Origin of the sequence: Chromobacterium paludis (genome assembly GCF_008275125.1) — a bacterium.
GTDB lineage: Bacteria > Pseudomonadota > Gammaproteobacteria > Burkholderiales > Chromobacteriaceae > Chromobacterium > Chromobacterium paludis.
This window is the reverse complement of sequence record NZ_CP043473.1, coordinates 482,735-509,323: the sequence shown is the minus strand read 5'-3', so window position 1 is coordinate 509,323 and position 26,589 is coordinate 482,735. Positions and strand designations below refer to the sequence as shown.

At 61.2% G+C, this 26,589-nt stretch carries 19 protein-coding genes and 2 CRISPR repeat arrays; of the genes, 5 read left to right on the top strand and 14 right to left on the bottom strand.

Annotation, left to right across the window (positions count from 1 at the left end):
- Nucleotides 1-5: 5 nt before the first annotated feature.
- Together FYK34_RS02385 and ggt are read right to left on the bottom strand one after the other, a co-directional pair.
- On the bottom strand, nt 6-428 hold the full coding sequence (locus FYK34_RS02385; RefSeq protein WP_149294885.1) for a GNAT family N-acetyltransferase: 423 nt from the start codon (nt 426-428) through the stop codon (nt 6-8).
- Nucleotides 429-486: 58 nt separating this feature from the next.
- Nucleotides 487-2,151 (bottom strand): gamma-glutamyltransferase, encoded by a 1,665-nt coding sequence (ggt, locus tag FYK34_RS02380; RefSeq protein WP_149294884.1) that lies wholly within the window; start codon nt 2,149-2,151, stop codon nt 487-489.
- 175 nt (nt 2,152-2,326) lie between these two features.
- On the opposite strand from ggt, the gene FYK34_RS02375 reads away from it, so the two are divergent.
- Entirely contained in the window at nt 2,327-3,118 is a 792-nt protein-coding gene (locus FYK34_RS02375; RefSeq protein WP_168209621.1) for a substrate-binding periplasmic protein, read from the top strand.
- A 58-nt stretch (nt 3,119-3,176) separates the two neighbouring features.
- Here FYK34_RS02375 and FYK34_RS02370 read toward each other — a convergent pair whose 3' ends face one another.
- The 5 genes from FYK34_RS02370 to FYK34_RS20380 form a co-directional block, all read right to left on the bottom strand.
- Nucleotides 3,177-3,920 (bottom strand): copper homeostasis protein CutC, encoded by a 744-nt coding sequence (locus FYK34_RS02370; RefSeq protein WP_149294882.1) that lies wholly within the window; start codon nt 3,918-3,920, stop codon nt 3,177-3,179.
- Nucleotides 3,921-4,043: 123 nt separating this feature from the next.
- Nucleotides 4,044-4,823, bottom strand: a complete 780-nt coding sequence (gene pflA / locus FYK34_RS02365; RefSeq protein ID WP_149294881.1) for a pyruvate formate-lyase-activating protein — start codon at nt 4,821-4,823, stop codon at nt 4,044-4,046.
- Nucleotides 4,824-4,947: 124 nt separating this feature from the next.
- Nucleotides 4,948-7,278, bottom strand: a complete 2,331-nt coding sequence (gene pflB, locus FYK34_RS02360) for a formate C-acetyltransferase (protein ID WP_149294880.1) — start codon at nt 7,276-7,278, stop codon at nt 4,948-4,950.
- A gap of 273 nt (nt 7,279-7,551) precedes the next feature.
- Entirely contained in the window at nt 7,552-8,334 is a 783-nt protein-coding gene (locus FYK34_RS02355; protein WP_149294879.1) for a formate/nitrite transporter family protein, read from the bottom strand.
- Nucleotides 8,335-8,547: 213 nt separating this feature from the next.
- Nucleotides 8,548-8,685, bottom strand: coding sequence for a hypothetical protein (locus tag FYK34_RS20380; RefSeq protein WP_168209620.1), 138 nt, complete (start codon nt 8,683-8,685; stop codon nt 8,548-8,550).
- Between the two features lie 705 nt (nt 8,686-9,390).
- Here FYK34_RS20380 and FYK34_RS02350 point away from each other — a divergent pair.
- The 3 genes from FYK34_RS02350 (at nt 9,391) to FYK34_RS02340 (ending at nt 13,076) form a co-directional block, all read left to right on the top strand.
- A complete protein-coding gene (locus tag FYK34_RS02350) occupies nt 9,391-10,689 on the top strand; it encodes an HAAAP family serine/threonine permease (RefSeq protein ID WP_149294878.1) in 1,299 nt (432 codons plus the stop codon).
- Nucleotides 10,690-10,866: 177 nt separating this feature from the next.
- The gene (locus tag FYK34_RS02345; protein ID WP_149294877.1) at nt 10,867-12,273 is read left to right on the top strand and encodes an L-serine ammonia-lyase; all 1,407 of its coding nucleotides are present in this window, start codon (nt 10,867-10,869) and stop codon (nt 12,271-12,273) included.
- Nucleotides 12,274-12,410: 137 nt separating this feature from the next.
- The gene (locus tag FYK34_RS02340; protein ID WP_196782586.1) at nt 12,411-13,076 is read left to right on the top strand and encodes an HAD family hydrolase; all 666 of its coding nucleotides are present in this window, start codon (nt 12,411-12,413) and stop codon (nt 13,074-13,076) included.
- Nucleotides 13,077-13,079: 3 nt separating this feature from the next.
- On the opposite strand, the gene FYK34_RS02335 is transcribed toward FYK34_RS02340, so the two are convergent.
- A complete protein-coding gene (locus FYK34_RS02335; RefSeq protein ID WP_149294876.1) occupies nt 13,080-13,691 on the bottom strand; it encodes a LysE family translocator in 612 nt (203 codons plus the stop codon).
- A 10-nt stretch (nt 13,692-13,701) separates the two neighbouring features.
- Nucleotides 13,702-14,115, bottom strand: a complete 414-nt coding sequence (locus tag FYK34_RS02330; protein WP_149294875.1) for a DUF2000 domain-containing protein — start codon at nt 14,113-14,115, stop codon at nt 13,702-13,704.
- Between the two features lie 98 nt (nt 14,116-14,213).
- Between FYK34_RS02330 and FYK34_RS02325 the strand changes: the two genes are divergently transcribed.
- On the top strand, nt 14,214-15,125 hold the full coding sequence (locus FYK34_RS02325; RefSeq protein WP_149294874.1) for a LysR family transcriptional regulator: 912 nt from the start codon (nt 14,214-14,216) through the stop codon (nt 15,123-15,125).
- Nucleotides 15,126-15,254: 129 nt separating this feature from the next.
- Nucleotides 15,255-18,453: a CRISPR direct-repeat array (repeat unit 28 nt; unit sequence TTTCTGAGCTGCCTGTCCGGCAGTGAAC).
- Nucleotides 18,454-18,490: 37 nt separating this feature from the next.
- Here FYK34_RS02325 and FYK34_RS02320 read toward each other — a convergent pair.
- The 5 genes from FYK34_RS02320 to csy1 all read right to left on the bottom strand — a co-directional run bounded on the left by FYK34_RS02320 (nt 18,491) and on the right by csy1 (nt 26,126).
- Nucleotides 18,491-19,567, bottom strand: coding sequence for an ISAs1 family transposase (locus tag FYK34_RS02320; protein ID WP_149294873.1), 1,077 nt, complete (start codon nt 19,565-19,567; stop codon nt 18,491-18,493).
- A 125-nt stretch (nt 19,568-19,692) separates the two neighbouring features.
- A CRISPR array of direct repeats spans nt 19,693-21,945; the repeat unit is 28 nt; unit sequence TTTCTGAGCTGCCTGTCCGGCAGTGAAC.
- 170 nt (nt 21,946-22,115) lie between these two features.
- The gene (cas6f, locus tag FYK34_RS02315; protein WP_149294872.1) at nt 22,116-22,706 is read right to left on the bottom strand and encodes a type I-F CRISPR-associated endoribonuclease Cas6/Csy4; all 591 of its coding nucleotides are present in this window, start codon (nt 22,704-22,706) and stop codon (nt 22,116-22,118) included.
- 3 nt (nt 22,707-22,709) lie between these two features.
- Nucleotides 22,710-23,744 carry a type I-F CRISPR-associated protein Csy3 gene (csy3, locus tag FYK34_RS02310; protein WP_149294871.1) on the bottom strand — a complete coding sequence of 345 codons (1,035 nt, stop codon included), beginning with the start codon at nt 23,742-23,744 and terminating at the stop codon, nt 22,710-22,712.
- Between the two features lie 17 nt (nt 23,745-23,761).
- Nucleotides 23,762-24,727, bottom strand: a complete 966-nt coding sequence (csy2, locus tag FYK34_RS02305; protein WP_149294870.1) for a type I-F CRISPR-associated protein Csy2 — start codon at nt 24,725-24,727, stop codon at nt 23,762-23,764.
- Entirely contained in the window at nt 24,717-26,126 is a 1,410-nt protein-coding gene (csy1, locus tag FYK34_RS02300) for a type I-F CRISPR-associated protein Csy1 (RefSeq protein WP_149294869.1), read from the bottom strand. The genes csy2 and csy1 overlap by 11 nt, the downstream gene beginning before the upstream one ends.
- Nucleotides 26,127-26,589: the final 463 nt, after the last annotated feature.

Genomic DNA, 26,589 nt, shown 5'->3' with positions numbered 1-26,589 from the left:
GACGGCTAAGCCAAACGCTTGCGATAGAAGATGCGGCTGTGGCCGGGCGGATAGTCTTCCAGCTCGGCGAAGCGCTGGTAACCCAGCGTTTCGTAAAAGCCCGGCGCCTGGAAGCTGTGGGTGTCCACCCAGGCGTTGGCGCAGCCGCGCGCTCTGGCTTCAGCCTCCGCCTCCTCCATCAGCCTTTGCCCCAGCCCTTGCCCTCTGGCCGCCGCCGGCGCGGCCAAGAGCTGGGTATATAGCCAGCCGAAGCAGGTATAGCCCCACAGGCCTCCCTCTACTTCACCAGCCGCGTTTTGCACGCTGATGACCAGCGGGCGATAGTCTCTCCCGCCTATCTGGCTCTCGTTATACGCGGCCAGCGGCGCGCCTATCGCCGCGCGGACCGCCTCGTCCGCCACATCGCTCAACACGGTGGTGTACTGCATCTGCTTGTTCTTTCTTGCTGTTGCGGAAAATCATCGCGCCCGCGCACCCGTCCCGGCCTCACTCATCCACCACGATGCCCACGCCGCGGCCGCGCGGGTCGGACGCGGTTTCCGCCTTGCCGCCGTCCACTTGCACCGCCTGGATGTCGCCCATGCGCCAGCCCTGGTCCTTCAGCGTGTAGCCCATGGCCCGGAGCTGGTCCGCCACGGGTCCGGACAACGGCGCGTATTCGTCGTAATAAATGGTGTCCTTGGGCAAAAGCTGGTGATGCACGCGCTGCGCCGCCACCGCCAGCTGCAGCGGCATGTCGAAAGCGTAGACATCGTTCAGCACCTGGAAGATGGAGGTGAAGATGCGCGAGCCGCCCGGCGTGCCGATCACCAGCGTCGCCTTGCCGTCGCGGGTGACGATGGTGGGCGTCATCGACGACAGCATGCGCTTGCCCGGCGCGATGGCATTGGCGTCCTTGCCCACCACGCCAAAGGCGTTAGCCACGCCGGGCTTGGCGCTGAAGTCGTCCATCTCGTCGTTGAGCAGGAAGCCCGCGCCCTTGACCACCACGCCGCTGCCGAAGTCGAAGTTCAGGGTATAGGTGTTGGCCACCGCGTTGCCCCAACGATCCACGATGGAGAAGTGGGTGGTCTGATGGTTTTCCAGCCCCGGCCGGATATTGGGCGTGGCGGAGATCGAGGTTGGATGGATCTCCTCGGCGCGGCGCTTCAGATAGGCCGGGCTGATCAGCTCTGCCACCGGCGTTTTGACAAAGTCCGGATCGCCCAAATAGTCGGCGCGGTCGGCGAAGACGCGCTTTTCTATCTCCGCCAGCAGGTGGATGTAGCGCGCGGAGTTCAGCGCTACGCCGGAGAAGTCCGCCGCGCGGTTCTCCTTGATGGCCAGCAGCTGGGCCAGCGCCACGCCGCCGGAACTGGGCGGCGGCGCGGTGTAGATGACGTTGCCGCGCCAGTCTATGCGGATGGGCTCGCGCCAGCGGGCGCGGTAGGTTTTCAAATCATCCGCGGTGATCAGGCCGCCGTCGCGCCGCATCTGCGCCGCCAGCAAGCGCGCGGTCTTGCCCTGGTAAAAGTCCGCCGCGCCGTGGCGCGCGATGCGCTTCAGCGTGGCCGCCAGCTCCGGCTGGCGGAAAGTCTTGCCGGCCTGCATGCCGCCGAAGTACTGGGCGAAATTGGTTTTGCCCGCAAAGGTTTTCACCGCCTCGCCGCGGTACTGGTACTGCCGATCCGCCACGGTGAAGCCCGCCTCCGCATAGCGGATGGCCGGCGCCAGCAGCTGGCTCCACTTAAGCTTGCCGAAGCGGCGATGCGCCTCCCACATGCCCATCACCGTACCCGGCACGCCCACGGCGCGGGGCCCCACCAGGCTGAGATGCGGCATCACCTTGCCGTCCGCGTCCAGATACATGTCGCGGCTGGCGGCCTGCGGCGCGGTCTCGCGGTAATCGAGGAAATACGGCTTGCCATCCTGGTAGAGCGTCATGAAGCCGCCGCCGCCGATATTGCCGGCCTCCGGATAGGTGACGGCCAGAACGAAGGCCGTGGCCACCGCCGCGTCCACCGCGTTGCCGCCGGCTTTCAACACATCGGCCGCCCCCCGGGCGCCGTAACCATCCGGCGCCGCCACCGCGCCTTGGCCGGCCACGGCCGGCAGACAGAACAGGCTCAGGCAGATGCCGCCCCAGGCGACAGGTTTGGACCAATCAAGCATGAGACTCCCCCGGCATGGATCAACATGGCTCTTTTATGCCATTAATCTTGTCATTTCGCCATGCTTTTTACCTCGCATGGGAAACACGGCTTTTGCTCAGATGCCGACACGCGGTTTATAAAGAATGGCGTATCCGTCCTCTCTCCAGGCGGGCATCCCGCCAGAAAGCGCCCGCATGGCCGTGCTCAAACTCGCCGCAAGCAGCCTGGGCCTCCTGCTGGCCTGCGCCATGCCGCAAGCCCAGGCCCAATTGCCGGCCACCATCAAGATTTGCGTGGATGTCGAGGAATGGCCGCCCTTCTTCTATTACCAGCGCCAGAATGGCCAGGCCACCGCCCGCAATATCGGCTACACGGTTGACTATCTGCAAGCCATCTTCGGCGCCGCGCGGCAAAACTACTCGATTACCCGCAAGAGCTGGGTTCGCTGTCTGGCCGATGCGAAGAGCGGCCTGTTCGACATGACGCTGGACGGCGTCAACACGCCGGAACGCGAGCAGGCTTACTGGATCAGCAAGCCTTACTACTACACGACCGGCATCTACTTCTTCGCCCGCGCTCGCCCCCAGCCGCGGGTCAACGCCATGGGCGACCTCAAAAAACTGCGCATCTGCGGTCAGCGAGGCTATGCCTATAAACGGTTTGGGGTGGAGCCAAGCGAAGTAGACACGACGGCCTATACCCTGGCGGCAGCCATGGCCCAGCTGAAAGCCGGCCATTGCGACGTGGTGCCGGAGGAAAAGGAAGTGGCGATAGGCATGGCCAAGATAGGCATGACCAATTATCTGGACCATCCGGACTTCGACTACCGCGAAGTGCCGGGCATGCCGGTATCGCACTACCATATGTTCGTCAGCCGCAAGCTCCCCTACGCCCAGGAACTGCTGAAATTGCTCGACAGCGGCATCAACGAGGAAACCTCGGCCCGGCTGCGCAAGCAAGACCTTGATCCGGTGCTGACGCCCTGACGCCGCTCGCCCAAACCGCGCCGCTGCTGAGCGGAATGCGTGACGGTATCGGCGGCGCTTAGCCGCCATTCAGCGCGGCGCGCAAGGCTCTCACCTCGTCCGCCGAAGTCTCCATCCGCATATATTCATCCATGCCCGGCGCGCCCATGCTGAGGCCGGACCGGCGGTAGCGCATGGCGCTGGCCACGGCGGCGCGAGCGGAAGCGTGGAATTCCTGGCAGCCGCTGCGCCGCGCCAGTTCGGCGATGTTGCCGGCGCGCACGCCGGCCCCCGGCATCACGATCAGGCGCTCGCCGGCCTGTTCGCGCAAACGGGACAGCAAGTCCGCGCCTTGCAGCGCCGTGGCCGCCTGGCCCGAACTGAGCAAGCGATGGCAACCGCAGGCGATCACGGCTTCCAGGGCTAGTTCCGGATCGCGCGCCATGTCGAAGGCGCGGTGGAAGGTCACGCGCATCGGCCCGGCCAGGCCCGCCAGTTCGCGCGTGCCCGGTCCGTCTATCTCGCCGTCCTCGGTCAGCATGCCTATCACCACGCCGTCCACGCCCAGCTTGCGGCACAGCTCGATATCGCGCGCCATGGTCTCGAACTCCAGCGCCGAATACAGAAAATCGCCGCCGCGCGGCCGGATCAGCGCGTTGACTTCTATGCCCAGACTATCGCGCGCCAGCGCCAACAGGCCATAGGACGGCGTGGTGCCGCCCTCCAGCAGGTTGTCGCACAGCTCCACCCGCTGCGCGCCGCCCTGCTGCGCCGCCAGACAGGACGCCAGCGAACCGGCGCAGATTTCCAGAACCTTGCTCATGCGTGCTCCTTTGCTTCTCGATTCCTGACAGACCGCGCCGCCGGCGCAATGGTGCCGCGCATCGATAAAAAAAGCCGCCAGCGCGATACGCGGCGGCGGCCAGGGAGAATGGCTCGATGAAACTCAGGTGACTTTCAGCCCGCGGCTGGCGAACAAGGCGCGCGCATGCGCGGCCTGTTCGGCTGTCGGAATGGGCGTGTCGTTCAGCTGATACTCCATGCCCAGCTGCGCCCATTTGTCCTTGCCCAGCTGGTGGAAGGGCAATACCTCCACCCTTTCCACCACAGCGCCGAGATCGGCCACGAAGTCTGCCAGCTTCTCGATGTCGGCGTCGCCGTCGGTCAGGCCCGGCACCAGCACATAGCGTATCCACATCTTCTTGCCCAGGCGCTTCAGGCGCTGGGCGAAGTCCAGCGTCGGCTGCAGCGGCTGGCCGGTCAGCGCCTGGTACTTTTCCGGGTCGGAATGCTTGATGTCCAGCATTACCAGGTCCACGTCGTCAAACCACTCGTCCGTCACGCGCTCATGCAGGAAACCCTGGGTGTCCAGCGCGGTATGCAGGCCGAAGCGCTGCTTGATCTCGTGGAACAATTCGCCGACGAACTCATGCTGCATCAAAGGCTCGCCGCCGGAAATGGTGACGCCGCCGGCGAACTTGAGGAAGCGCGCGTACGGCGCCACTTCGGCCAGCGCCTGCTCCACCGTCACCTGGCGGCCGTTGTGCAGCTTCCAGGTGTCCGGGTTGTGGCAGTACAGGCAGCGGAACTGGCAGCCCGAGGTGAAAAACACGAAACGCATGCCGGGGCCATCGACGCCGGCGCCGCTCTCGGTGGAATGCAAATAGCCTAGGGTGTCGGTGCTGACAGCTTGAGCGGTGTAGTCTGCGGCGATGGGTGGGGTCATTGCCGTATCTCCGGTGGATCTGGTGAAAAAAGCGGGGCTTTCCTTCCGGACCGCCCCGCCATTGATGCGATGGTGTTTCCGCGCGGGCAAGCCTTGCGGGCTGCCCGCCCTACCCTATTTCAGCTTACATCTTGCCGTGGAAGGTGCGGTTGATCACGTCCAGCTGCTGCTCGCGGGTCAGCTTGATGAAGTTCACGGCATAGCCCGACACGCGGATGGTCAGCTGCGGGTACAGCTCCGGGTGCTCCATCGCGTCCAGCAGGGTTTCGCGCTTGAACACATTGACGTTGACGTGGAAGCCGCCGCCGGCGATGTGGCGCTCGCCGCCTTCGCAATCGAACGGCGTGCAGTTGGCGCTGCTGAACTCGGTGGGGTGCGCGGAGCAGAAGCCGTCCAGGCAGTTGGCCAGGTTCAGGATGCGCTCTTCGGCGGTGTGGCCCAGCGCGTCAGGCGTGGCGGAAGCGGTCCAGCTGATGCCGTCCAGCGCCGAGTCGTACGGCAGCTTGGCCACCGAAGCGCCCGCGGCGACAAAGCCCTTCACGTCGCGGCCGTTCATCGGGTTCGCGCCCGGGGAGAACGGTTCGCCGGCGCGGCGGCCGTCCGGGGTGTTGCCGGTCTTCTTGCCGTACACCACGTTGGAGGTGATGGTCAGCACCGACTGGGTCGGCTTGGAATCGCGGTAGAAGTAGGGCTGGGCCTTGATGCGGTCCATGAAGGACTGGGTCAGCCACACGGCGATGTCGTCCACGCGGTCGTCGTTGTTGCCGAATGCCGGGTAGTCGCCTTCGATCTTGTAGTCGACCGCCAGGCCGTCTTCATTGCGGATGATATGGACCTTGGCGTACTTGACGGCGGACAGCGAGTCGGCGGCCACGGACAGGCCGGCGATGCCGCAAGCCATGGTGCGGACGATGTCGCGATCGTGCAGCGCCATCTCGATGCGCTCGTAGGCGTACTTGTCGTGCATGTAGTGGATACAGTTCAGCGCCTTGACGTAGGTGGCGGCCAGCCAGTCCATCATCTTCTCGAACTTGGGCATCAGTTCTTCGTAGGTCAGCACGTCGCCGGTGATCGGTTCGAAGCCCTTGGCCACCAGCGCGCCGGATTTCTCGTCGCGGCCGCCGTTGATCGCGTACAGCATGGCCTTGGCCAGGTTGGCGCGGGCGCCGAAGAACTGCATCTGCTTGCCGATCTTCATCGCCGACACGCAGCAGGCGATGCCGTAGTCGTCGCCCCAGTAAGGCAGCATCAGATCGTCGTTTTCGTACTGGATGGCGCTGGTGTCGATGGAGACCTTGGCGCAGAAGTTCTTGAAGCCTTGCGGGAAGCGGGTGGACCACAGCACGGTCAGGTTCGGTTCCGGCGCCGGGCCCAGGTTGTACAGGGTGTTCAGGAAGCGGAAGCTGTTCTTGGTCACCAGGGTGCGGCCGTCTTGGCCCATGCCGCCGATGGATTCGGTCACCCAGGTCGGGTCGCCGGAGAACAGTTGATCGTATTCCGGGGTGCGCAGGAAGCGGACGATGCGCAGCTTGATCACCAGGTCGTCGATCATTTCCTGGGCTTCTTCTTCGCTCAGCACGCCGGCGGCGATGTCGCGCTCGATGTACACGTCCAGGAAGGTGGAGACGCGGCCGAAGGACATGGCGGCGCCGTTTTGTTCCTTCACGGCGGCCAGGTAGGCAAAGTACACCCACTGCACGGCTTCGCGGGCGGTGGCGGCCGGGCGGCTGATGTCAAAGCCGTACTTGGCGGCCATCTGCTTCAGTTCGTCCAGGGCGCGGAATTGTTCGGACAGCTCTTCGCGCAGGCGCATCACGTCGTCGGTGAAGGTGGCGTTGTCCAGTTCGTGGAACACTTGCTGGCGCTCGGCGCGCAGGAAGTCGGTGCCGTACAGGGCCACGCGGCGGTAGTCGCCGATGATGCGGCCGCGACCGTAGGCGTCAGGCAGGCCGGTGATCACGCCGGACTTGCGGCAGGCCATGATTTCCGGGGTGTAGACATCGAACACGCCCTGGTTGTGGCTCTTGCGATACTTTTCCCACACTTCCTTGATCATCGGATCCAGCTTGAAGCCAAAGGCTTCCAGGCCGTTTTCGACCATGCGCAGGCCGCCGTTCGGCATGATGGCGCGCTTCAGCGGGGCATCGGTCTGCAAGCCGACGATCACTTCATTGGCCTGGTCGATGTAGCCGGCGTCATGCGCGGTGATGGAGGAGCCGCGGTCGGCGGACACATCCAGCACGCCCTTGGCGCGTTCCTGCTTCAGCAGTTCGCCCAGGGTGTCCCACAGCTTCTTGGTACGTTCGGTGGCGCCAGCCAGGAAGCTGTCGTCGCCTTCGTACGGCTGGTAGTTCAGCTGGATGAAGTTGCGGACATCGACTTTGCTCTGCCAGTCGCCGGCGACGAAATCGCGCCAGGGGTTGGCTTGAGCGGCGTTTTGAGTGATGGCGTCCATCTGGGGCCTCCTTACTTAGGCTGGGTCCGGTAACGTGTTAGATATTGAACACATACTACATTCGGAATCGAAAATTTCGTTTGACTTGGGTCAAGTAGTGCCGCGCTTCGCGCGCGATTTCGGTTCGGCTTCGCCGCGCGTGAAAACGGTGCCATACCCTTAAAATATCAATGTTTTATAGCAAAGTCGGCGCGGTGCCGCTGGCACTGCGCCGACCACATTCGAAAACGAACATTCACATGCCGTTTACTCGCATGCAAACGCCGCTGCAACTCAGACCAACTGCAATGTGTGACGTTCCAGCCGGAACACCACCAGACCGACACCCACTGCCCCGCCCACGATATTGCCCAGCGTCGCCGGCAGCATATTATGCAGGATGTCGGCCCACTCCAGGCCAGCCATGCCCTGCAGCTTGGCCAGCGCGAAAAAGGCCATGTTGGCGATGCTGTGCTCAAAGCCGGAGAAGAAGAATACGAACACCAGCAGCATGATGATCAACAGCCGCGCCGCCTCGTTGGCCAGACGCATCGGCACCCACACCGCCAGACAGATGATCCAATTGCACAATACGCCCTTCCAGAAAATTTCCATCGAGGACGCGCTCACCTTGTGCTCCACCACGCTGAACAACAGGTGATCGGCCGGCAAAGCGCCCATGCCCCCCGCGCCCGCCAGCACCGCGACAAACAGCAACACCCCGATCAGATTGCCCAGGTAAACCATCGCCCAGCTCAGGAACAGGCTGCGAGTGTGACAGCGGCCGCTGAGCCGGCCGACGGTGAAATACATCACATTGCTGGTGAACAGCTCCACTTTGCAAATGATGATGCTGACCAGGGCCACGCCGAAAAAGCCGGAAGTGGCGATGTAGTAGCCGGAATCGCCGGCCGCGAAAAACACCTGGCCCAGCTTCAGGCTGACGGCCAGCACGACGGCGATCAGCGCGCCGGCCATGGCCGCGCTGAGCAGGTAACGGCCGGGTTCGGACAGCAGCACCTTCTGCTTGCTGGCCGCTTCGTCGGCCACGTAGGCGAGTGTGGAGGAGTGGCTCATTTTCTTGCATCTCTACAGTATGGGTAAGGCGGCGTCGCCGGCGACGGCTGCGCCGTTCGCACGAAATGCGACTTCACGAAAATTTTATGTTCGTTTTAGTAAATTCGTGTTTGATAACGATCAACCCGCTGCATTCCCACCACCTCCGGCGTCAGTCTGCTGCCATCGGCGCCATGATACGCCGCCCAGCAAGGACAACCCAGCACAAAACACTCAAAGTTCTCCTATTTTTTCACACATCGCCATTTTTTCCGCCACCCAGCCGCGCTTGGCATGATCGGCGCAGCCGCGCCCCGCCGCTTGCTTCAAGTCTATGAGGCGTTCATGGGTTTCGAAATCGAATATGTTCATTTTTAATCATTATTTTTCACTTTCGAAAATTTGATGCCGAAAATCCTCTCTTTATTTGACACATTTCAACCAAAAAATTTTCCATATCAAACCATCGCCAGAATAGAACCTGTGCGATACCACTCGGCACTGCATGGCCCAAACGCTTACTCATACCTTTAAAATTCAATGCTTTACAATGCATTCACATTATCAACACTTCAAAAATCCAACTCGCCCATCCACGTTATGACGAAACAACACAGCCTGAGCCGGGCCGAAATCGAATGCTCACAACAACAGAGCAAACACTCAAATAGCGCGTCGCATCATCCGCCCAAGCATGGCAGGTTCATATTAGGTTGATTTAAAAAATATTGCTTATTCTTGCTATTTTTAAATATTTAATTCCTATAAAACAATATTTATTGGTGTTTTATTTCAAAATAAAGGCAAAAATAGCCAATCAAACTGCCTGCGCCACTGCCTTTCTCGTGTTCATTTGTTCGTTTTACGACAAATTTATATTGATTAGAATCAACTGATGTTCTTAAATGTGTACCTGCCTGACTACAAAGCCCGTAGGATGGCGACAACTCGGCAAGACAAGGCACGGCGGGCCAGCCCGCTTTGCCGGCGACACGCTCACCCCCGCCTCCCGCCCATGCAGGGACGGAAGGCTGAAAACAGAATTTCCAAAATATCGTTCGAAAAGGCACCTCGATCATGTCACAAACCATCGCTTCCACCGCTCCCCGCTCCGGCTCGTCCGGATGGACCAAGCACGACACCACCTGGATGCTCGGCCTGTATGGCACCGCCATCGGCGCCGGCGTCCTGTTCCTCCCCATCAACGCCGGCATCGGCGGCCTGTGGCCGCTGATGTTGATGGCCATCCTGGCCCTGCCGCTGACCTTCTTCGCCCACCGCGGCCTGACCCGCTTCGTGCTGTCCGGCAGCAAGGAAGGCGCGGACATCACGGAAGTGGTGGAAGAGCACTTCGGCCTCGGCGCCGGCAAGATCATCACCCTGCTGTACTTCTTCGCCATCTACCCGATTCTGTTGATGTACAGCGTGGCCATCACCAATACGGTGCTGTCCTTCCTCAATAACCAGCTGCACATCGACGTGGGCACCGGCACCGCCACCCGCGCCGTGTTCTCGCTGGCGCTGATCCTGGGCCTGATGTCCATCGTGCGCTTGGGCGGCCAGATGATCGTCAAGGCGATGAGCATCCTGGTCTACCCGTTCGTGGTGGTGCTGATGCTGCTGGCCCTGTACCTGATCCCGCAATGGAGCGACACCGCCATCCGCCACGCCGGCAGCCTGGGCGACGCCGTATCCAGCGGCGCTTTCTACAAGACGCTGTGGCTGGCCATCCCGGTGATGGTGTTCTCCTTCAACCACTCGCCCATCATCTCGTCCTTCTCTGTGGACCAACGCAAGCTGCACGGCGACGACGCCGAGCCGGCTTCCAGCCGCGTGCTGATCCGCGCCCACACCATGATGGTGCTGACCGTGATGTTCTTCGTGTTCAGCTGCGTGTTCAGCCTAAGCCCGGCCGACCTGGCCGCCGCCAAGGCCCAGAACATCTCCATCCTGTCCTACCTGGCCAACCACTTCCAAAACCCGGTGATGGAATGGGTTGCCCCTATCATCGCCATGGTCGCCATCAGCAAGTCCTTCCTGGGCCACTACCTGGGCGCCAAGGAAGGCTTCAACGGCCTGGTGATCAAGCAACTGCGCCAGAGCGGCAAGACCATCGAATCGTCCAAGCTGGACCGCTACACCGCCATCTTCATGATCGTGACCTGCTGGATCATCGCCACCATCAACCCGTCCATCCTGGGCATGATTGAAACCCTGGGCGGCCCGGTGATCGCCATGCTGCTGTTCCTGATGCCGATGTACGCCATCCAGAAAGTGCCGGCCATGAAGAAGTACTCCGGCGCCGCCAGCAACATCTTCGTGGTGCTGATCGGCCTGATCGCCATCTCCGCCATCTTCTACGATCTGATCGCCTGATCGTAAGCCAACAGGCCCCCCGCCCTTGCCGGCTGGGGGATTGGGATTCGGCCCACAGACCGCGGATTCCAGCGCTGAAACAGAGCGGCCCGGCCAGTCCGGGTCCTCCCGGCCCCCTCCCAATCGCGCTAGCGGCCTGTTCTTCTTCCAGATTCCAGCATTCAAAGAGGTAGCATCATGTTCAGCATGAGCGACATCTACAAAATCGGCGTCGGCCCCTCCAGCTCCCACACCGTCGGCCCGATGAAGGCCGGCCACCAGTTCCTGGGCGCGCTCAAGGAAACCGGCCGCTTCAACCAAGTCTCCCGCGTCCACGTGGACTGCTACGGCTCGCTGGCCCTCACCGGCAAGGGCCACTGCACCGACCAGGCCATCATCCTGGGCCTGGCCGGCAATCTGCCCGACACCGTGGACCCGGACAATTCCGCCGGCCTGATCGCCGACGTGGAAAAAACCGGCCAGCTGACGCTGGGCCGCACCCACCAGCGCGTGGCCTTCGGCATGGACTTCCATACCGCCAATCTGCCGCGCCACGAAAACGGCATGCAGATCCACGCCTTCGTCGGCGACGAAAAAGTCCTGACCAAGACCTATTACTCGATAGGCGGCGGCTTCATCGTCGACGAGGAGCACTTCGACCAATCCAGCTGCAGCGACACCCCGGTGCCGTATCACTTCGTCACCGCCCAGCAACTGATCGACATGTGCGAGGAAACCGGCCTGTCCATCGCCGCCCTGGTGCTGGAAAACGAGAAGGCCTTCCACGACGTCAAGGACACCCAGGCCCACTTCCGCCGCGTATGGGAAGTCATGAAGGGCAGCATAGAGCGCGGCATGCGCACCGAGGGCAACCTGCCCGGCCCGATGCGCATCCCGCGCCGCGCCCCGGCCCTGCACCGGATGCTGACCAGCTCGCTGACCGTGGCCAAGGACCCGATGAGCGTGATGGACTGGGTCAATATGTACGCCATGGCCATGTCTGAGGAAAACGCGGCCGGCGGCCGCGTAGTGACCGCGCCCACCAACGGCGCCTGCGGCATCGTCCCGGCCGTGCTGGCCTATTACAACCACTTCATCCAGCCGCTGGACGACGACAGCTGCCTGCGCTTCTTCCTGTCCTCCGGCGCCATCGGCTGCCTGTTCAAGCTCAACGCCTCCATCTCCGGCGCGGAAGTGGGCTGCCAGGGCGAAGTGGGCGTGGCCTGTTCCATGGCCGCGGCCGGCCTGACCGAGTTGATGGGCGGCAGCCCGTCCCAGGTGTGCATGGCGGCGGAAATCGCCATGGAGCACAACCTGGGCCTGACCTGCGACCCGGTGGGCGGCCAGGTGCAGATTCCGTGCATCGAGCGCAACGCCATCGCCGCGGTCAAGGCCATCAACGCCGCCCGCATGGCCATGCACCGCGTCAGCAGCCCCAAGGTATCGCTGGACAAGGTCATCGCCGCCATGTACGAAACCGGCAAGGACATGGACGCCAAGTACCGCGAAACCTCCTGCGGCGGCCTCGCCCTGCAGATCAAGGCGGAAAGCAAGGTCGCGCCCAGCCAAGCCATACGCTGGGTGGACGACGCGGCCTGCGCCTGACCTTAGCCTGAGCCATCAAACGCCACCCTAGCGGTGGCGTTTTTGCTGGGCAGATGCCATGATGGGCGCTCAGCAAAACCATACGCACCAGTACAGTTTAGAAAACTGTCCATGCGACTGATAACAAAGGCCTATCCGTGAACGCCAAAGCCGATTTCTGTCTGCTGTTCGATCTGGACGGCACCCTGACCCATACCGACGATCTGCACTTCGACGCCTTCCGCGCCCTGATGGCCGAGCATGGCCGCGCGCTGGATCACGACACGTTCTTGCACCACATCGTCGGCGCCACCAACGAGGCCATCATGGGCCGGCTGTTCCCGGACCTGCCGGAGCGGCACCTGGAGCTGGCCGAATGCAAGGAGCGGCTGTTTCGCGACTCCGTCACCCGGCTGACGCCGACGCCGGGCGCGCCGGAGCTGTTCGACTGGGCCGAGCGCCATGGCGTGGGCATCGCCGTGGTCACCAACGCGCCGCGCGCCAACGCCGAGCTGATGCTGGCCGGGCTGGGCCTGACGGACCGGATAGACGCGTTGGTGATAGGCGACGAGCTGGCGCACGGCAAGCCGCACCCCCTGCCCTACCAGACAGGCTTGGCCCGGCTGGGCGGCCGCGCCGAGCGCGCCTGCGCCTTCGAGGACTCCCCGTCCGGCATGCGCGCCGCCCACGCCGCCGGCATCCACAGCTACGGCATCGCCGGCGCGCTGCCGCCGCAAACGCTGCTAGACGCGGGCGCCGCCGCCGTCATCGCGGACTTTACCGCGCCCGAGCTGTGGCGCTGGCTGGAACGCGCGCTAGGCTAAGCCTCAGCCCAAGGCGGAATACAGGCCGCAGGCGATCAGACTGCAGCCGCACAAACGGGCGGGCCAGCAGCGGCCCTCGCCGGCCACGGCTTCGCCCAGCAGGCGCGCCGCCGCCACGCACAGCAGGAACACCGCCGCCACGCACAGCAGGAACACCGCCAGCACGGTCAGCAGGAACAGCGGCCCCAGCAGCAGCATCTGCCGCGCCGCATCCTGCTCCGGCCGGATGAACTGCGGAAAATACACGATCAGAAACCCGATGATCTTGGGATTGGGCAGCGTAACCATCAGCCCGCGGCGGAACGCGCCGCCGGCCAGAGGCGAGATAGATGAGCCGGCGGCCGGCGCAGCGCGCAGCAGCCCGATGCCCAGCCACAGCAAATAAGCCGCTCCCAGCCACTTCAGCGCCAGCAACAAGGCGGGCGAGGCCTGCGCCAGCGCGCCCAGGCCGCTCAAGGCCGCCAGCAACAGCATGGCGTCCGCCGCCACCACGCCCAGCGACGCCGCCGCGCCGGCCCGCCAGCCCTCGCGCAGGGCCGCGGCCACGATCACCAGCATGGACGGTCCCGGCAGCAGCGTGACCAGGGCGGTGGCGATGATGAAGCTCCAGATCATGGCATCCCCCCTAGCGCAACAGGCCCAGGCTGCCGGTCAGCTGGCGCACCCGCTTGGCCGGACCGCACAAGGCCAGGCCCTGGTACTGCAGCTCATCCTCTGCCGTGGCGGCCAGCGCCGCCGCGTACTCCTGATAACTGCGGGTGCTGCGCGTGGCGCTGATCAGCTCCACCAGGGTCAGTTCGCCGCCATGCGCGCTGGCCGCCGCGCGCAAGGCGCGCAGCTGTTCCGCGCCGCACTTCAAAATGGGAATGGGCAAGGTGGTGATGCCGCTCCTGGCCTCGCCCCGCGCGTCCAATAAATCCTCGCCTATCAGCTCAGGATGGCGGCGGCCCAGGGTCAGCGACAACACGGCCGCGGTATTGGCGATCACCCCAGCCGGCAGCTCGGGATCGACGATGATGGCGCAACGCATATCCTGCATGGCACGCTCCGGTGAATGGGAATGCATGCACTATGCGCCGGCATCAAATACGCTACAATCCAGATCAATTAAAACTGTCTGATCGAAAAAATCGAACAATGATAGACGAACTGCGCGCCCTGGCCGTCTTCGCCAAAACCGTGGAAACCGGATCGTTCCGCGCCGCCGCGCGCGCGCTGCGCTTGTCGCCCTCCGTGGTCAGCCATCATGTATCGCAGCTGGAAGGCAAGCTGGGCGCGGCGCTGCTGTACCGCTCCACCCGCAAGCTGTCGCTGACGCCGGATGGCCAGGCGCTGTACCAGCACGCGCAAGCCATGCTGCAGGCGGCGGAAAGCGGGCTCAACGCGCTGGCCGGCCGCGCGGCGGAACCGGCCGGCTCGCTCAGCGTGACGCTGCCCGCCTTCTTCGCCCGCCACCCGCTGGTGGAGAGGCTGGCCGATTTCGCCCAGCGCCACCCCAAGGTGGAATTGACGCTGGACTTCAGCGACGAAAAGCGCGATTTGATACGCGACGGCATAGACCTGGCCATCCGCATTGGCGAACTGCCGGACAGCGCGCTGAAATCGCGCCGCCTGCTAGACATGCCGCGCATCACCGTGGCCGCGCCCTCGCTGCTGGCGGAACGCGCGGCGCCGCAAACGCCGGCAGCGCTGGCGGACTGGCCCTGGCTGGGCATACGCATGCGGCCCAACCGCAAGACGCTGAGCCTGAGTGCCGGCGAAACCCAAACCTTCGCCTTCCAGCCGCGCCTGACCGTCAACAACATAGACGCCGCCTGCCGGCTGGCCATCGCCGGCTGCGGCCTGGCCACCCCGCCGGCCTTTCTGGTGGAAGACGATATCGCCGCCGGACGGCTGGCAAACGTACTGCCGGAATGGCAAGTGGAAACGCTGGGGGTCTACGCCGTCTGGCCCGCCAACGCCGCGCGAGAAAGCCTAACACTACGGCTGCTAGACCACCTGACCCGCGAAGCCGACCTCCACCGACGAAAGGAACCGCGCAGCCACTAAGCTGGCCCACAGGACACATAAGCACTGCTCCATCGCCACCGTCATTCCGTGCAAATCCCCCTGCGCATGCGGGGAACTTGCCTGTCCGGCGGTAAATGTGGCGATCCTTCTGGAACATCTGGACGCCGATTTCTGAGCTGCCTGTCCGGCAGTGAACTGGCCCTGGGGGACATCTTGAAACTGCCGGATTTTCTGAGCTGCCTGTCCGGCAGTGAACCTGACGCAGCGGTATTGGCGGCGGAAAATGCATTTCTGAGCTGCCGGTCCGGCAGCGAACCCGGTGGAGGCGTTGACGGTGAACGTTTTGCATTTCTGAGCTGCCTGTCCGGCAGTGAACACGTAATGCAGAATCTTGTTGGCCGCGGTCATTTTCTGAGCTGCCTGTCCGGCAGTGAACTCACAGAAACGGGGCAAGGCGGCGCTGATGGATTTCTGAGCTGCCTGTCCGGCAGTGAACATTGTGACACGGATGGCTGTCGCGTTTACGTCTTTCTGAGCTGCCTGTCCGGCAGTGAACGATATTGCGGTTAAGATTTTTGGTGAGTTATTTTTCTGAGCTGCCTGTCCGGCAGTGAACATTGCAGACATACTAGAGATTTCTGAGCTGCCTGTCCGGCAGTGAACATTGCAGACATACTAGGCATTGATGCAAGAGATTTCTGAGCTGCCTGTCCGGCAGTGAACGGGTTCCGGCCAGGATTGAAAACGGAGTGGCTTTTCTGAGCTGCCTGTCCGGCAGTGAACATGGAAATGTTGGTATTCGCTGGCACGAGGCATTTCTGAGCTGCCTGTCCGGCAGTGAACGTCACGCATGCCGAACGAGCGGAACAGCGAACTTTCTGAGCTGCCTGTCCGGCAGTGAACCGGTCTGCCATCTTTCAACCTGGCGCGTTGTCTTTCTGAGCTGCCTGTCCGGCAGTGAACATGCTACGGCCGGATTTTTCAAGATTTCAATTTTTCTGAGCTGCCTGTCCGGCAGTGAACATGTCGAGGTACGCGCCATTGTGGCGGGAGGTTTTCTGAGCTGCCTGTCCGGCAGTGAACATCAGCACGGTAAAGAAGCCCGACACGGTCAATTTCTGAGCTGCCTGTCCGGCAGTGAACCGACAGCTTGAGGCTCGCGATCGGGAGTGTGATTTCTGAGCTGCCTGTCCGGCAGTGAACGCGGGAACGCTGCAACGCAATATGGCGCCGAGCTTTCTGAGCTGCCTGTCCGGCAGTGAACGCCAAGCTGGTCGGCGGCGGCCACGCCTTCGATTTCTGAGCTGCCTGTCCGGCAGTGAACCGGCTGCCAGCGCGTCTTGCAGGCCGAACATCTTTCTGAGCTGCCTGTCCGGCAGTGAACAACGCCATGGTGGACGTGGCCGGCTGCCGCGAGTTTCTGAGCTGCCTGTCCGGCAGTGAACCCGAAAAAGATTTGGCTTATTGGTTTGGCAGTTTTCTGAGCTGCCTGTCCGGCAGTGAACTCAGCCAGGAGGCGATTGCAGCGCTCAATCGTTTTCTGAGCTGCCTGTCCGGCAGTGAACAACCATTGGTAGTAGGCGTAACAACGGCAATATTTCTGAGCTGCCTGTCCGGCAGTGAACACAGCCATAGCATCAATAACAAACGATGGCATTTTCTGAGCTGCCTGTCCGGCAGTGAACGATGGTTATCAGCAGTAGCCGGCACCGAATAATTTCTGAGCTGCCTGTCCGGCAGTGAACCCGCGATTGATTGACTCGTTTATCCGTCCGCTTTTCTGAGCTGCCTGTCCGGCAGTGAACCGGTTCGTAGAAGCCTCCGCGGCGGAGTTGGTTTTCTGAGCTGCCTGTCCGGCAGTGAACACGGGAATTGAGGAATACAGCGCATTCGTCAATTTCTGAGCTGCCTGTCCGGCAGTGAACCCGAATTCACGGCGTTCTAAGGATGAATGTTTTTTCTGAGCTGCCTGTCCGGCAGTGAACCTGCTGTCCGCTGGCCTGGCCAAGTCCAAGGTTTTCTGAGCTGCCTGTCCGGCAGTGAACGAGCGGTCGCCGCGACCGGTTTTCGTGTTGCTTTTCTGAGCTGCCTGTCCGGCAGTGAACATGCTGACGCTCACTGTTCCGCATCACAGCTGTTTCTGAGCTGCCTGTCCGGCAGTGAACAAACAGCAAGTGGGCGCCATGGGCGCGCAGATTTTCTGAGCTGCCTGTCCGGCAGTGAACACAATACGAGGACGGAACGAGGGAGTATTACATTTCTGAGCTGCCTGTCCGGCAGTGAACAATTCGACGTCGTCGCATGGGTGTATTCCGCATTTCTGAGCTGCCTGTCCGGCAGTGAACTAGAGCGGCTGGGCGGTGTGCCCAGTGCTTGAATTTCTGAGCTGCCTGTCCGGCAGTGAACGGTGACCTGCACGGCGTCCGCCATGACCCGGATTTCTGAGCTGCCTGTCCGGCAGTGAACAGTCCCCGCTTTTCGCGGTACTGGTTCGGCGTTTTCTGAGCTGCCTGTCCGGCAGTGAACGCGACTACTCGTCGCTGATCGACCGGCTGACATTTCTGAGCTGCCTGTCCGGCAGTGAACATCGCGCTGCTGGGAGCCGACCAGGCGCAGACTTTCTGAGCTGCCTGTCCGGCAGTGAACCTGGGCGCGTTTAACGGCAATGAACTGCTCATTTTCTGAGCTGCCTGTCCGGCAGTGAACCATCGGCGAATGCGGACACAGCGGACAGAGCGTTTCTGAGCTGCCTGTCCGGCAGTGAACGCGCCGGTTGCTAAAACGCCGCCGCCTGAGCTTTTCTGAGCTGCCTGTCCGGCAGTGAACTACCTGTTGATGGGTCTCTATTCCAGCCTGCATTTCTGAGCTGCCTGTCCGGCAGTGAACTGGAGCATCACTCGTTGCATCCACCATGCACGGTTTCTGAGCTGCCTGTCCGGCAGTGAACCTGGCATGGCCTCAGGCGTTTGATACCGGCGCTTTCTGAGCTGCCTGTCCGGCAGTGAACGACGCAGTGCGTGTTTACAGGTGCGGCGGTGCTTTCTGAGCTGCCTGTCCGGCAGTGAACAGTACAGTAACGGGTCTATAGCCCTATAGTGTTTTCTGAGCTGCCTGTCCGGCAGTGAACACGTCCCAGTTCTGGCTGGAGCACTTGCGGATTTTCTGAGCTGCCTGTCCGGCAGTGAACAGTCGTCGGCAGCCATTGCCGTCGTGGATCATTTTCTGAGCTGCCTGTCCGGCAGTGAACCGGGAAAACGTCTTCCCCTGGTTCATCTTCATTTTCTGAGCTGCCTGTCCGGCAGTGAACGGCCATGTACCGCGCAAAGCTTTGCTCCATGTTTTCTGAGCTGCCTGTCCGGCAGTGAACAGTGTGGGCGAACTCGCAGGGCAATCGCACCTTCACGTCATAAAGGCGACATGCCCAGCAACTCAGCCAAGGCCTCATCATCCCAGCCGGCACGCTTGCGTCGCACCCGCATGCTTTTCTTGGCCTGATACGGCGAACTACGCAGCAGGTTGAGCGCGAATTTCAGCAGCAGCGCAAAATTCTGCGGTCCATGATCTTCGCGCAATGGGCAGTTATCTTCCCGAAAAATCACATCCAGACACCAATGCAGGCCGTTTTCGATCGCCCAATGACGGCGCACCGCCTGCGCCAGCTCTTCCGCGCTCAACGCGCGCGACGACAAATAATAGCGCTGCTCCAGCGCCGATTGTCCGCGACCATCCAGCCGCACCGAATCCACGCGACCCACTGTTTGGCAGCCGGGCCAGGCCTGAGCGTCGACAATGCCGTCCGCCCGGGCTGTCACCACATGTTGCAACACCGTGCGGCCATGCCCTTTTTGCGCGCTGGCCACTCGCTCGGTGGGATGGTCATGCAGCGCGCACGCTACGGCCTGACGTAGCTTGGGCTGGTTCTCCTTCACCGCCAGCAAATAGTCCGCTTTACGCGCCACGATGGTCTTGGCAACCTCTTTCTGGCAGCCCATCGCATCCAGGCTGACCAGACAGCCCTCCACATCCAGTGCGGCCAGCAACGCCGGAATCGCAGTGATTTCATTGCTTTTGTCGGCGACTTTCTCCTGCCCCAGCGCCAAGCCCAGTTCGGTGGCGAAGGCGCTGACCATGTGCACCGGGCTGTGCGCGCCGCGAGCGGTGCCGCGCAGGCATTTGCCATCGATGGCGATCTGCTGGAACGAGCCCAGCAGTCCTTGCGTCCAGCTGCGGAAGGCGTTCTCGAACTGCTTGGGATCCAGCAGTCGGAACACGCGGTTGACGGTATCGTGAGAAGGAATGCCATTCTTCAACGGCAGGAAGCGCCGCAGCCAAGCTTCCTTAACCTCAGCCCACTCGACCGCCTCCACAAAGCTCTCCGCCCCCGCGAAGATGGCGCACACGGCAATCACCAGAATTTCGTCCAGCGGATGGGCGATGTAGCGCCCGGTCCTCGGCTCGGGCACCTCGGCCAAATGTTCCATCAACGTTCCCATCCCGCACCGGTAAAACCTGGGAGTTCACCTCAAGTCTGGGTGGGTTGGCAAGTCTGTTTGCTTATGACAAGAAGGTGCGATTGCCCTGGGCGAACTCGTGTCCACTTTTGTCATTTTCTGAGCTGCCTGTCCGGCAGTGAACTACCGGTTGATGGGTCTCTATTCCAGCCGGCATTTCTGAGCTGCCTGTCCAGCAGTGAACTTGCCTTGGTTGCGTCTCTACACCGAGATGGTTTTCTGAGCTGCCTGTCCGGCAGTGAACGGGCGAACCGCGGTCGGCTGGGTTGGCACGTCTTTCTGAGCTGCCTGTCCGGCAGTGAACGCCTTCCTTGCTGAAATCCGTGGCCGGGAAGTTTTCTGAGCTGCCTGTCCGGCAGTGAACATGGTAATCGCTGTAATGGCATCCCAGCCATATTTCTGAGCTGCCTGTCCGGCAGTGAACGTTGACTTGGCTGACATTGATGCAACTGACGATTTCTGAGCTGCCTGTCCGGCAGTGAACGCGCGCAAGCGTAGCCCCCATGTTTCGCACATTTTCTGAGCTGCCTGTCCGGCAGTGAACTGAAACCTACGGCCGCCGGATGCCTGGCATATGTTTCTGAGCTGCCTGTCCGGCAGTGAACGCCTTCGCCGCGCCGGCAATGACGATGTCTATTTTCTGAGCTGCCTGTCCGGCAGTGAACACTTCCCTGCGGTCAGGCCGATAGCGCAAAAATTTCTGAGCTGCCTGTCCGGCAGTGAACGCATCGCCTGTATCGCCGCCTGGCGTTTGTTTTTTCTGAGCTGCCTGTCCGGCAGTGAACATTTCACCGCTGCACAAGGTGCCATTGGTGCATTTCTGAGCTGCCTGTCCGGCAGTGAACGGAACTGGTTGGTCATCATGCGCATGGCGACTTTTCTGAGCTGCCTGTCCGGCAGTGAACTGCGTTGCTGCTGCGAAAAACGGTTATGTAACTTTCTGAGCTGCCTGTCCGGCAGTGAACGGTATAAAACGGGCTAAACAGATTGCCGTTATTTTCTGAGCTGCCTGTCCGGCAGTGAACTGTTCAAACGGGGCCGTTGGAACACTGTTCGCTTTCTGAGCTGCCTGTCCGGCAGTGAACATGTTCGAGCGCTCCGGGCCGCTGTCGATCAATTTCTGAGCTGCCTGTCCGGCAGTGAACGTAGCAGGGCGCAGCATGCGGGCCCGGATCGATTTCTGAGCTGCCTGTCCGGCAGTGAACGCGCAGGTTGGGCGTGAACAGCATGCTGTCCAGTTTCTGAGCTGCCTGTCCGGCAGTGAACGTTTGCAGCGTTTCATGGAGTGTTTGCCTGTTTTTCTGAGCTGCCTGTCCGGCAGTGAACGAAACACCAGTCGCATTAGCAACCCGCGATGTTTTCTGAGCTGCCTGTCCGGCAGTGAACATGGTATAGACATATTCGCCGCGCTTTTCGGCTTTCTGAGCTGCCTGTCCGGCAGTGAACGATATCTCCAAGGTAGCGCAAGCCAGAATCACTTTCTGAGCTGCCTGTCCGGCAGTGAACATCAATGCAGAGAGACAGGACGGCGCACAATCATTTCTGAGCTGCCTGTCCGGCAGTGAACTTAATCAGCTCCGCGCCAAACGCTGGCTTCTCTTTTCTGAGCTGCCTGTCCGGCAGTGAACCTTGGGTGGCCGCCAAAGTGAACGAGGATGAATTTCTGAGCTGCCTGTCCGGCAGTGAACTTTGCAATCGCCCACGTTGTCGGTGTTGGAGCTTTCTGAGCTGCCTGTCCGGCAGTGAACCTCGTACATACCGGAAACCTGTTTATTCATGTTTTCTGAGCTGCCTGTCCGGCAGTGAACCCTTTCCAAGTGCATCCAGATCATAGCCGGTATTTCTGAGCTGCCTGTCCGGCAGTGAACGCGCTCGTGACTGCGTTTATCGCGTTTCAGCATTTCTGAGCTGCCTGTCCGGCAGTGAACGGCGGTACCGGGGCCGGTAGCACGTTCTACATTTTCTGAGCTGCCTGTCCGGCAGTGAACTTGCTGACCGTTTGTGTAGGCCGAAATAGACATTTCTGAGCTGCCTGTCCGGCAGTGAACGATTATGCGAACCTGCGTCGGCGTCGCCATCATTTCTGAGCTGCCTGTCCGGCAGTGAACTTGGCCATCGGATTTACGGCGAACGGATTTGATTTCTGAGCTGCCTGTCCGGCAGTGAACTATCGCTATTCAATCGAACTAGGAGGCAGCATTTTCTGAGCTGCCTGTCCGGCAGTGAACGTTCAGTGCGTTGGCCGTCTGATTGAATATGCTTTCTGAGCTGCCTGTCCGGCAGTGAACGTGTTCGTCGGACCCCGCCAGCCGCTCGTAACTTTCTGAGCTGCCTGTCCGGCAGTGAACTAGAGCCTACTTCCCTTCCCAACCAAGCCAAGCAAGGGAGGTGGGGATCTTTCATGAAAAAACCCTTTTCTCGACCAATTTCGTAAATCGCTGATTTTAAAAGATTCTTTTTTTCTGTCAAAAAAAGGGTTGCCGCCAATTCAATGCGCTTGGTTGCAACCCTTTACGCTTTAAAACCCTGGCAGGGTGGCGTGGCGGCTCAGGCCGTAGGCGTTGAAATCGCCTTTAACCTCTGCCGTGGCTGCCGTCTGGGCGATGAACAGGCGGAATTGATGCTGGCCGGTGCTTTGACTGCTCAGGGTGATGAAGGGCAGGTTCAGCAGCTTGGCCTTGTCGTCGGGAATCAGCCGCAGCGCTTCGGCCTCGCTCATGCCTTTGCGCCGCATCAGCCGTTCGCGCTCTTTGGCCGGGTTGCTCTTGGCCTGTTTGCGCTGTACGCGGATGGGGCTGGCATTGGCAGGAACCGGCTGAATATTGCCCAGCGTAACGTGGTCGCGCATGCCGGTAAGCCAGTTGCGGGCCATGAAGCTGTCCAGCGCGGCGGCGCTGCCGTGCAGGCGCAGCACCTGGCCCAGGGTTGGCCGCAAAGTGCTGTCGCCTTCTCCCTTTGGCGTCAGGTCGTAGCCGGGGAAGCTTGCGCCGATGTCGCTGTGCTGCGTTGTTGCCAGTGCGCGGTGCAGTTTGGCGAACAGGGCGTTCAGCAGCAGTGGCGGGGCAAATTCCGGATCCGGCAGGATGCGGATGTCCAGATAGTGTTCCATGACTTAGCCCGCCTCACCGAATACGCCGCCGCGAATCAGGGTGGCGATGACGAAGTGCTGTTGCGCCAGATCGGGCACTTTGTCGTTCAGCACCCAGTTGTCCAGCAGGGTGTAGAAGTCGGTTTTCTGCTTGGGCTGGCGGTAGGCGCGGCCCTGGGTGGTGACGGAGCCGTAGGGCTCTATGGCGATGGGGCCGTTGCTGTCGGCTTCCGGATACCAGTTGTCTATGGTGCGGATGGCGTTGCCGATTTTTTGCGAGTGGATGGCGGCGATTTTGCGGTCTTTCTGCGTCACAAAATACAAGGTCTTGCTCTTGTCGCCACGGCCACGGTCCAGAATCAGCTCCTGGCTCGGGAACACTTCCTGCCCGGCACCCACGCTCACAAAGGCGGTGATTTGCAGCAAGACATGTTCTTCGCCGGACAGGCCGCTGGTGATGGCGCGGGTCAGCCCGGCCAGCTGGCTTTCGGCGCTGCCCGCGGCAAAGTCGCGCAGCGATAGCGCCAGCGCGTCGAATGTCCAGCTTTCGGCTTCTTTGCCATCGCTCAGGCGGGCGATGTGGACATTGACTTGCTCCGCGCCCACGCGGTTGCGCCACAAAAAGCGGCCATTGGCCAGATTGTGCGCGTAGCGGCGCGCCAGCTCGGCAAAGCCGTTGGCTTCGCGATAGCTGGCTACGGTGTCCAGCAGCTTTTGGCGGTATTCGCTGCTGTTGCAGGCAGACGGCGCGCCGGTGCCGCCCAGCACGCGCAGGGTGAAGCGCACTTTCAGGGTGTCGGCATCGTGCGGCAGCGCGGCAACGTCTACAGTTTGCAGGTTGGGGTTTTCAATCGCCGCATCCAGCTTGGCCGGGTCCTGGTCTTTGGTTTTCAGGCGGTTGGAGATGGTGCCGCGTACGGATTTTTCCTGGATGGTGACGGCAGGCCAGTGCTGGCTATTGCCTTGCTCTGCCCAGTTGCCGGCAAAAAACAGCGCATCGGACGGGTCCAGTTTGCGTTCAAAGGCGAGGACGGTGGCGGTTTTCAGGTTGGTTGTCATGTTCAATCTCCAAAAAGTCAGATGACCGTTTCTTGCGGGGCGGTATAGTGATTGCGGCAGCGATACACGCCGCTGGCTTCGTCAAAATCGGGGTGCCACAACAGATCAAAAACATCGTGCAGGCGGTGCGGGCTGCGCCATTCGCCCAACGAATACACGCTTTCCACAAAGCGGAACGGCGTGCTGTCGTCGCGGGCATTGGCCACGCTGCCTGCCGGGTGTAGCTCGGACAATGCTCCATAGCCCACCGGAATCGGCACAATCCAGCCCTCGCCCTGCTGGCGCGAGTGCTGCCAGACGGTATCGCCCTTGTCGTCAGTGACGGGGACGTGATTGAGGCGCGATTTGTCCAGCCAGGCATCCAGCAAGGTGGCATCGGGGTTGTGCTTGACCAGCCTGGCGTGATGGCTGTGCAGCAGGTCGTCACGCGAGAGCAGGGCAAAGCCCGGCAACCACTGGCGGCGAAGCTGGCGGAATTGCTTTGCCCGCTTTTCGCCCTCTTCCAGCGCCTGCAGTGTCGGCTTGGTGCGGCGGGCGGACTGGTTGGTTTGCGGTATCACGCTGCCGCCGGCGATGCGCAAGGTGGCGACGACGTCGGCAATGTTGGCCGCAATCTCGTCGCGTTTCGCTTCGTTTTCCGTCAGCGCATCCCCCGCCACGCCAAAGACAAGGGTGATGTCGAGGTGAATGCGGCCTTCTTCGACAATGGCTGCGGTGCTGCCGTCTTTGTCTATCGGGTTGCGCGTCAGATTGAAACGGTGCACGTAATCGCCGTTGGTTTGCGCCTGGTAGCCGTGGCAGATCACGCCCACGCCGTAAAATTCCAGCTCGACAGAGCCTGCCAGCTTGCGCTCCAGCGCCGTCATCAGCCCGCTAAACGCGGTGATGGAGGGCGCGCCCCAAGTGTGCTGGCTGGAAATAGCATTGGCGTTTTGCACGCGCAGGTGCGGCAGGGTTAGCAGGCCGGTGATGTTAGTCAGCATCGTTATCCCCTTTCAGCCCCTGAACTTGATTAAGCGCAGTCAGCGTGCGCTGTTGTTCATCTTGCAGAATCTGCCACTCGCGATCACCGGCCAGCTCGCGTGCCCAGTAGCGAAATTCCGCATCATTGACAGGCAGTGTCTTGTCCAGCTTGCTGTTGAGCCAGCGGGCGAAGCGTTCCGCCACTTGCAAGGGCCAGTCTTGCCACTGCCATGTCTTGTTGAAGTCTTCATCCCCGGCGGCGCGCCACGGGTCAAGCCAGCATTGCTCTTCAATCGGCAGCTTGCAGTCGGCATGCGCGCTCCAGCCTGGCGGCAGGTTGTTGATGATTTCGGCGGAATACAAGACCAGTTCGTCGAAAATCTGGTCTTGCAGTTTTTTGCGGTGATCGCGAATGGAGACGTTGTTTGGAGAGTTGTCTTCTTCTCCCTCTTTGGGCGCTTTGTAATGCTTTTGCAGCCAGGTGCGCAGTTCACGCAACAGGCGCTGCACTTCACGACGACGGCCAAAGCGGTTGAAGGCGCTATCGGCGTGGTACAGCGGGGTCAGCTCGCTGCTTTCCCATACTGGAGGCAGGGAAGCCAGCAGGTAGTTGCTGCCTTTGCGCTCGGAGTTCAATTGGGAAATATTCTGGGGCTTGGTGCCGCCTTTTTTCTCTTCGACCAAGTGCGGGTAGTCGCTGTAACCATGCGGGTGATCCGCGCCGTCACGTTTCGCCTGCCGTGCCGCCTTGGCCTCTTCACTAAAGCGGTGTTGCTGGATGGTCTGGTAAATGTGGTGAGAGAAGGCGCTGGCATACAGCGGGGACAGCAGGTGGTAATGGCTGTCGTCACAAGGATTGGGCAAGTCGTCTGGGCTGGGGCTGACCAGCCAGTACACCTGTTTGGCGCGGGTGTGGCTGCCGGGGCCGCCGTTGGGTTCGGTGATGCTGACAAAGGCATCGCACAGCGTTTGCGCTTGTTCCACGTCATCACTCAATGCGGCCAAGGCATCGGTATCGCCTGCTTGCAGGAGACTGAGCAAGGTTTGGCCGTCGTGTTCCAGCTTGAGGAATTTGTAGACATCCAGCGCGGCGGCATTGCCGACGACATCACTGGCGGAGGAGGGCGACAGGCAGTGGCTGCCCACAACATCCCGGTTTGACAAGCTGCTTGCGGGGGCAAACAGGCTGCTGCCCTTGGCATCCGGATGGATGGCCTTGAGCGTGTGGGTGACCATTTGTAGCTGACCCACCCGACGGGCGGCGTCAAGCAGCCAGGTGGCTGGTTGGTACTGGGCTTTCAGATCGTCGCGCTTGGCGTCGTCGTCGGCCAGTTTGTCGAGCTTGTCATCCCGTCGCTGAAGGATGAAGCTTGCAATTTCAGAGCGTATTCGTAAAGCCCTCGGCGAAAGGGAACTCATGATTTGCCTTTTCTCAGTTTTGATCGCGTGGCATCAAAACAAGGGATCAGCTACACTCGCAACCTGCATAAGCAAGAACTGAGTGCGCTGATCGCTTGCGCTGTTTGGATTCAGACTCTTCTGATCAAATGGCTGCTAGCCATCATGTCCTCCCTTTCTGTTTTTGCATCAAGCCCTGCAAATGGGCTGTCCCGAGGAGCAATCGAGACGTGTAGCTTTCAATGTGGCCATGAGGGTGCTGGAACACCTTCATGGCTAACTTGATGTCAGCATAGCCCTGCCTAGATTTATTGTCAACCATTAGAGGCTCAAAGTTTTTTATACAGTCTTTCGTGTTTCGACTCGCACCTCCAAGCTGCTACAATTGAATAACTACCGGTACAGGTAGCTCAGAAAATTAGCGGCTCGAAGTTGATATTTTCCGCACACACTTCACTGCCGGACAGGCAGCGCGGCCAACCTT

Excerpts from the sequence above, each read along its gene's own strand:
- FYK34_RS02350 (WP_149294878.1), top strand. The coding sequence starts at position 9,391 with ATGTCACAAACCATCGCTTCCACCGCTCCCCGCTCCGGCTCGTCCGGA.
- FYK34_RS02320 (WP_149294873.1), bottom strand. The coding sequence starts at position 19,567 with ATGGAACATTTGGCCGAGGTGCCCGAGCCGAGGACCGGGCGCTACATC.
- FYK34_RS02345 (WP_149294877.1), top strand. The coding sequence starts at position 10,867 with ATGTTCAGCATGAGCGACATCTACAAAATCGGCGTCGGCCCCTCCAGC.
- FYK34_RS02325 (WP_149294874.1), top strand. The coding sequence starts at position 14,214 with ATGATAGACGAACTGCGCGCCCTGGCCGTCTTCGCCAAAACCGTGGAA.
- ggt (WP_149294884.1), bottom strand. The coding sequence starts at position 2,151 with ATGCTTGATTGGTCCAAACCTGTCGCCTGGGGCGGCATCTGCCTGAGC.
- pflB (WP_149294880.1), bottom strand. The coding sequence starts at position 7,278 with ATGGACGCCATCACTCAAAACGCCGCTCAAGCCAACCCCTGGCGCGAT.
- FYK34_RS02370 (WP_149294882.1), bottom strand. The coding sequence starts at position 3,920 with ATGAGCAAGGTTCTGGAAATCTGCGCCGGTTCGCTGGCGTCCTGTCTG.
- FYK34_RS20380 (WP_168209620.1), bottom strand. The coding sequence starts at position 8,685 with ATGAACATATTCGATTTCGAAACCCATGAACGCCTCATAGACTTGAAG.
- FYK34_RS02355 (WP_149294879.1), bottom strand. The coding sequence starts at position 8,334 with ATGAGCCACTCCTCCACACTCGCCTACGTGGCCGACGAAGCGGCCAGC.
- pflA (WP_149294881.1), bottom strand. The coding sequence starts at position 4,823 with ATGACCCCACCCATCGCCGCAGACTACACCGCTCAAGCTGTCAGCACC.
- csy2 (WP_149294870.1), bottom strand. The coding sequence starts at position 24,727 with ATGCTGACTAACATCACCGGCCTGCTAACCCTGCCGCACCTGCGCGTG.
- csy1 (WP_149294869.1), bottom strand. The coding sequence starts at position 26,126 with ATGAGTTCCCTTTCGCCGAGGGCTTTACGAATACGCTCTGAAATTGCA.
- FYK34_RS02385 (WP_149294885.1), bottom strand. The coding sequence starts at position 428 with ATGCAGTACACCACCGTGTTGAGCGATGTGGCGGACGAGGCGGTCCGC.
- FYK34_RS02330 (WP_149294875.1), bottom strand. The coding sequence starts at position 14,115 with ATGCAGGATATGCGTTGCGCCATCATCGTCGATCCCGAGCTGCCGGCT.
- FYK34_RS02335 (WP_149294876.1), bottom strand. The coding sequence starts at position 13,691 with ATGATCTGGAGCTTCATCATCGCCACCGCCCTGGTCACGCTGCTGCCG.
- FYK34_RS02375 (WP_168209621.1), top strand. The coding sequence starts at position 2,327 with ATGGCCGTGCTCAAACTCGCCGCAAGCAGCCTGGGCCTCCTGCTGGCC.
- csy3 (WP_149294871.1), bottom strand. The coding sequence starts at position 23,744 with ATGACAACCAACCTGAAAACCGCCACCGTCCTCGCCTTTGAACGCAAA.
- cas6f (WP_149294872.1), bottom strand. The coding sequence starts at position 22,706 with ATGGAACACTATCTGGACATCCGCATCCTGCCGGATCCGGAATTTGCC.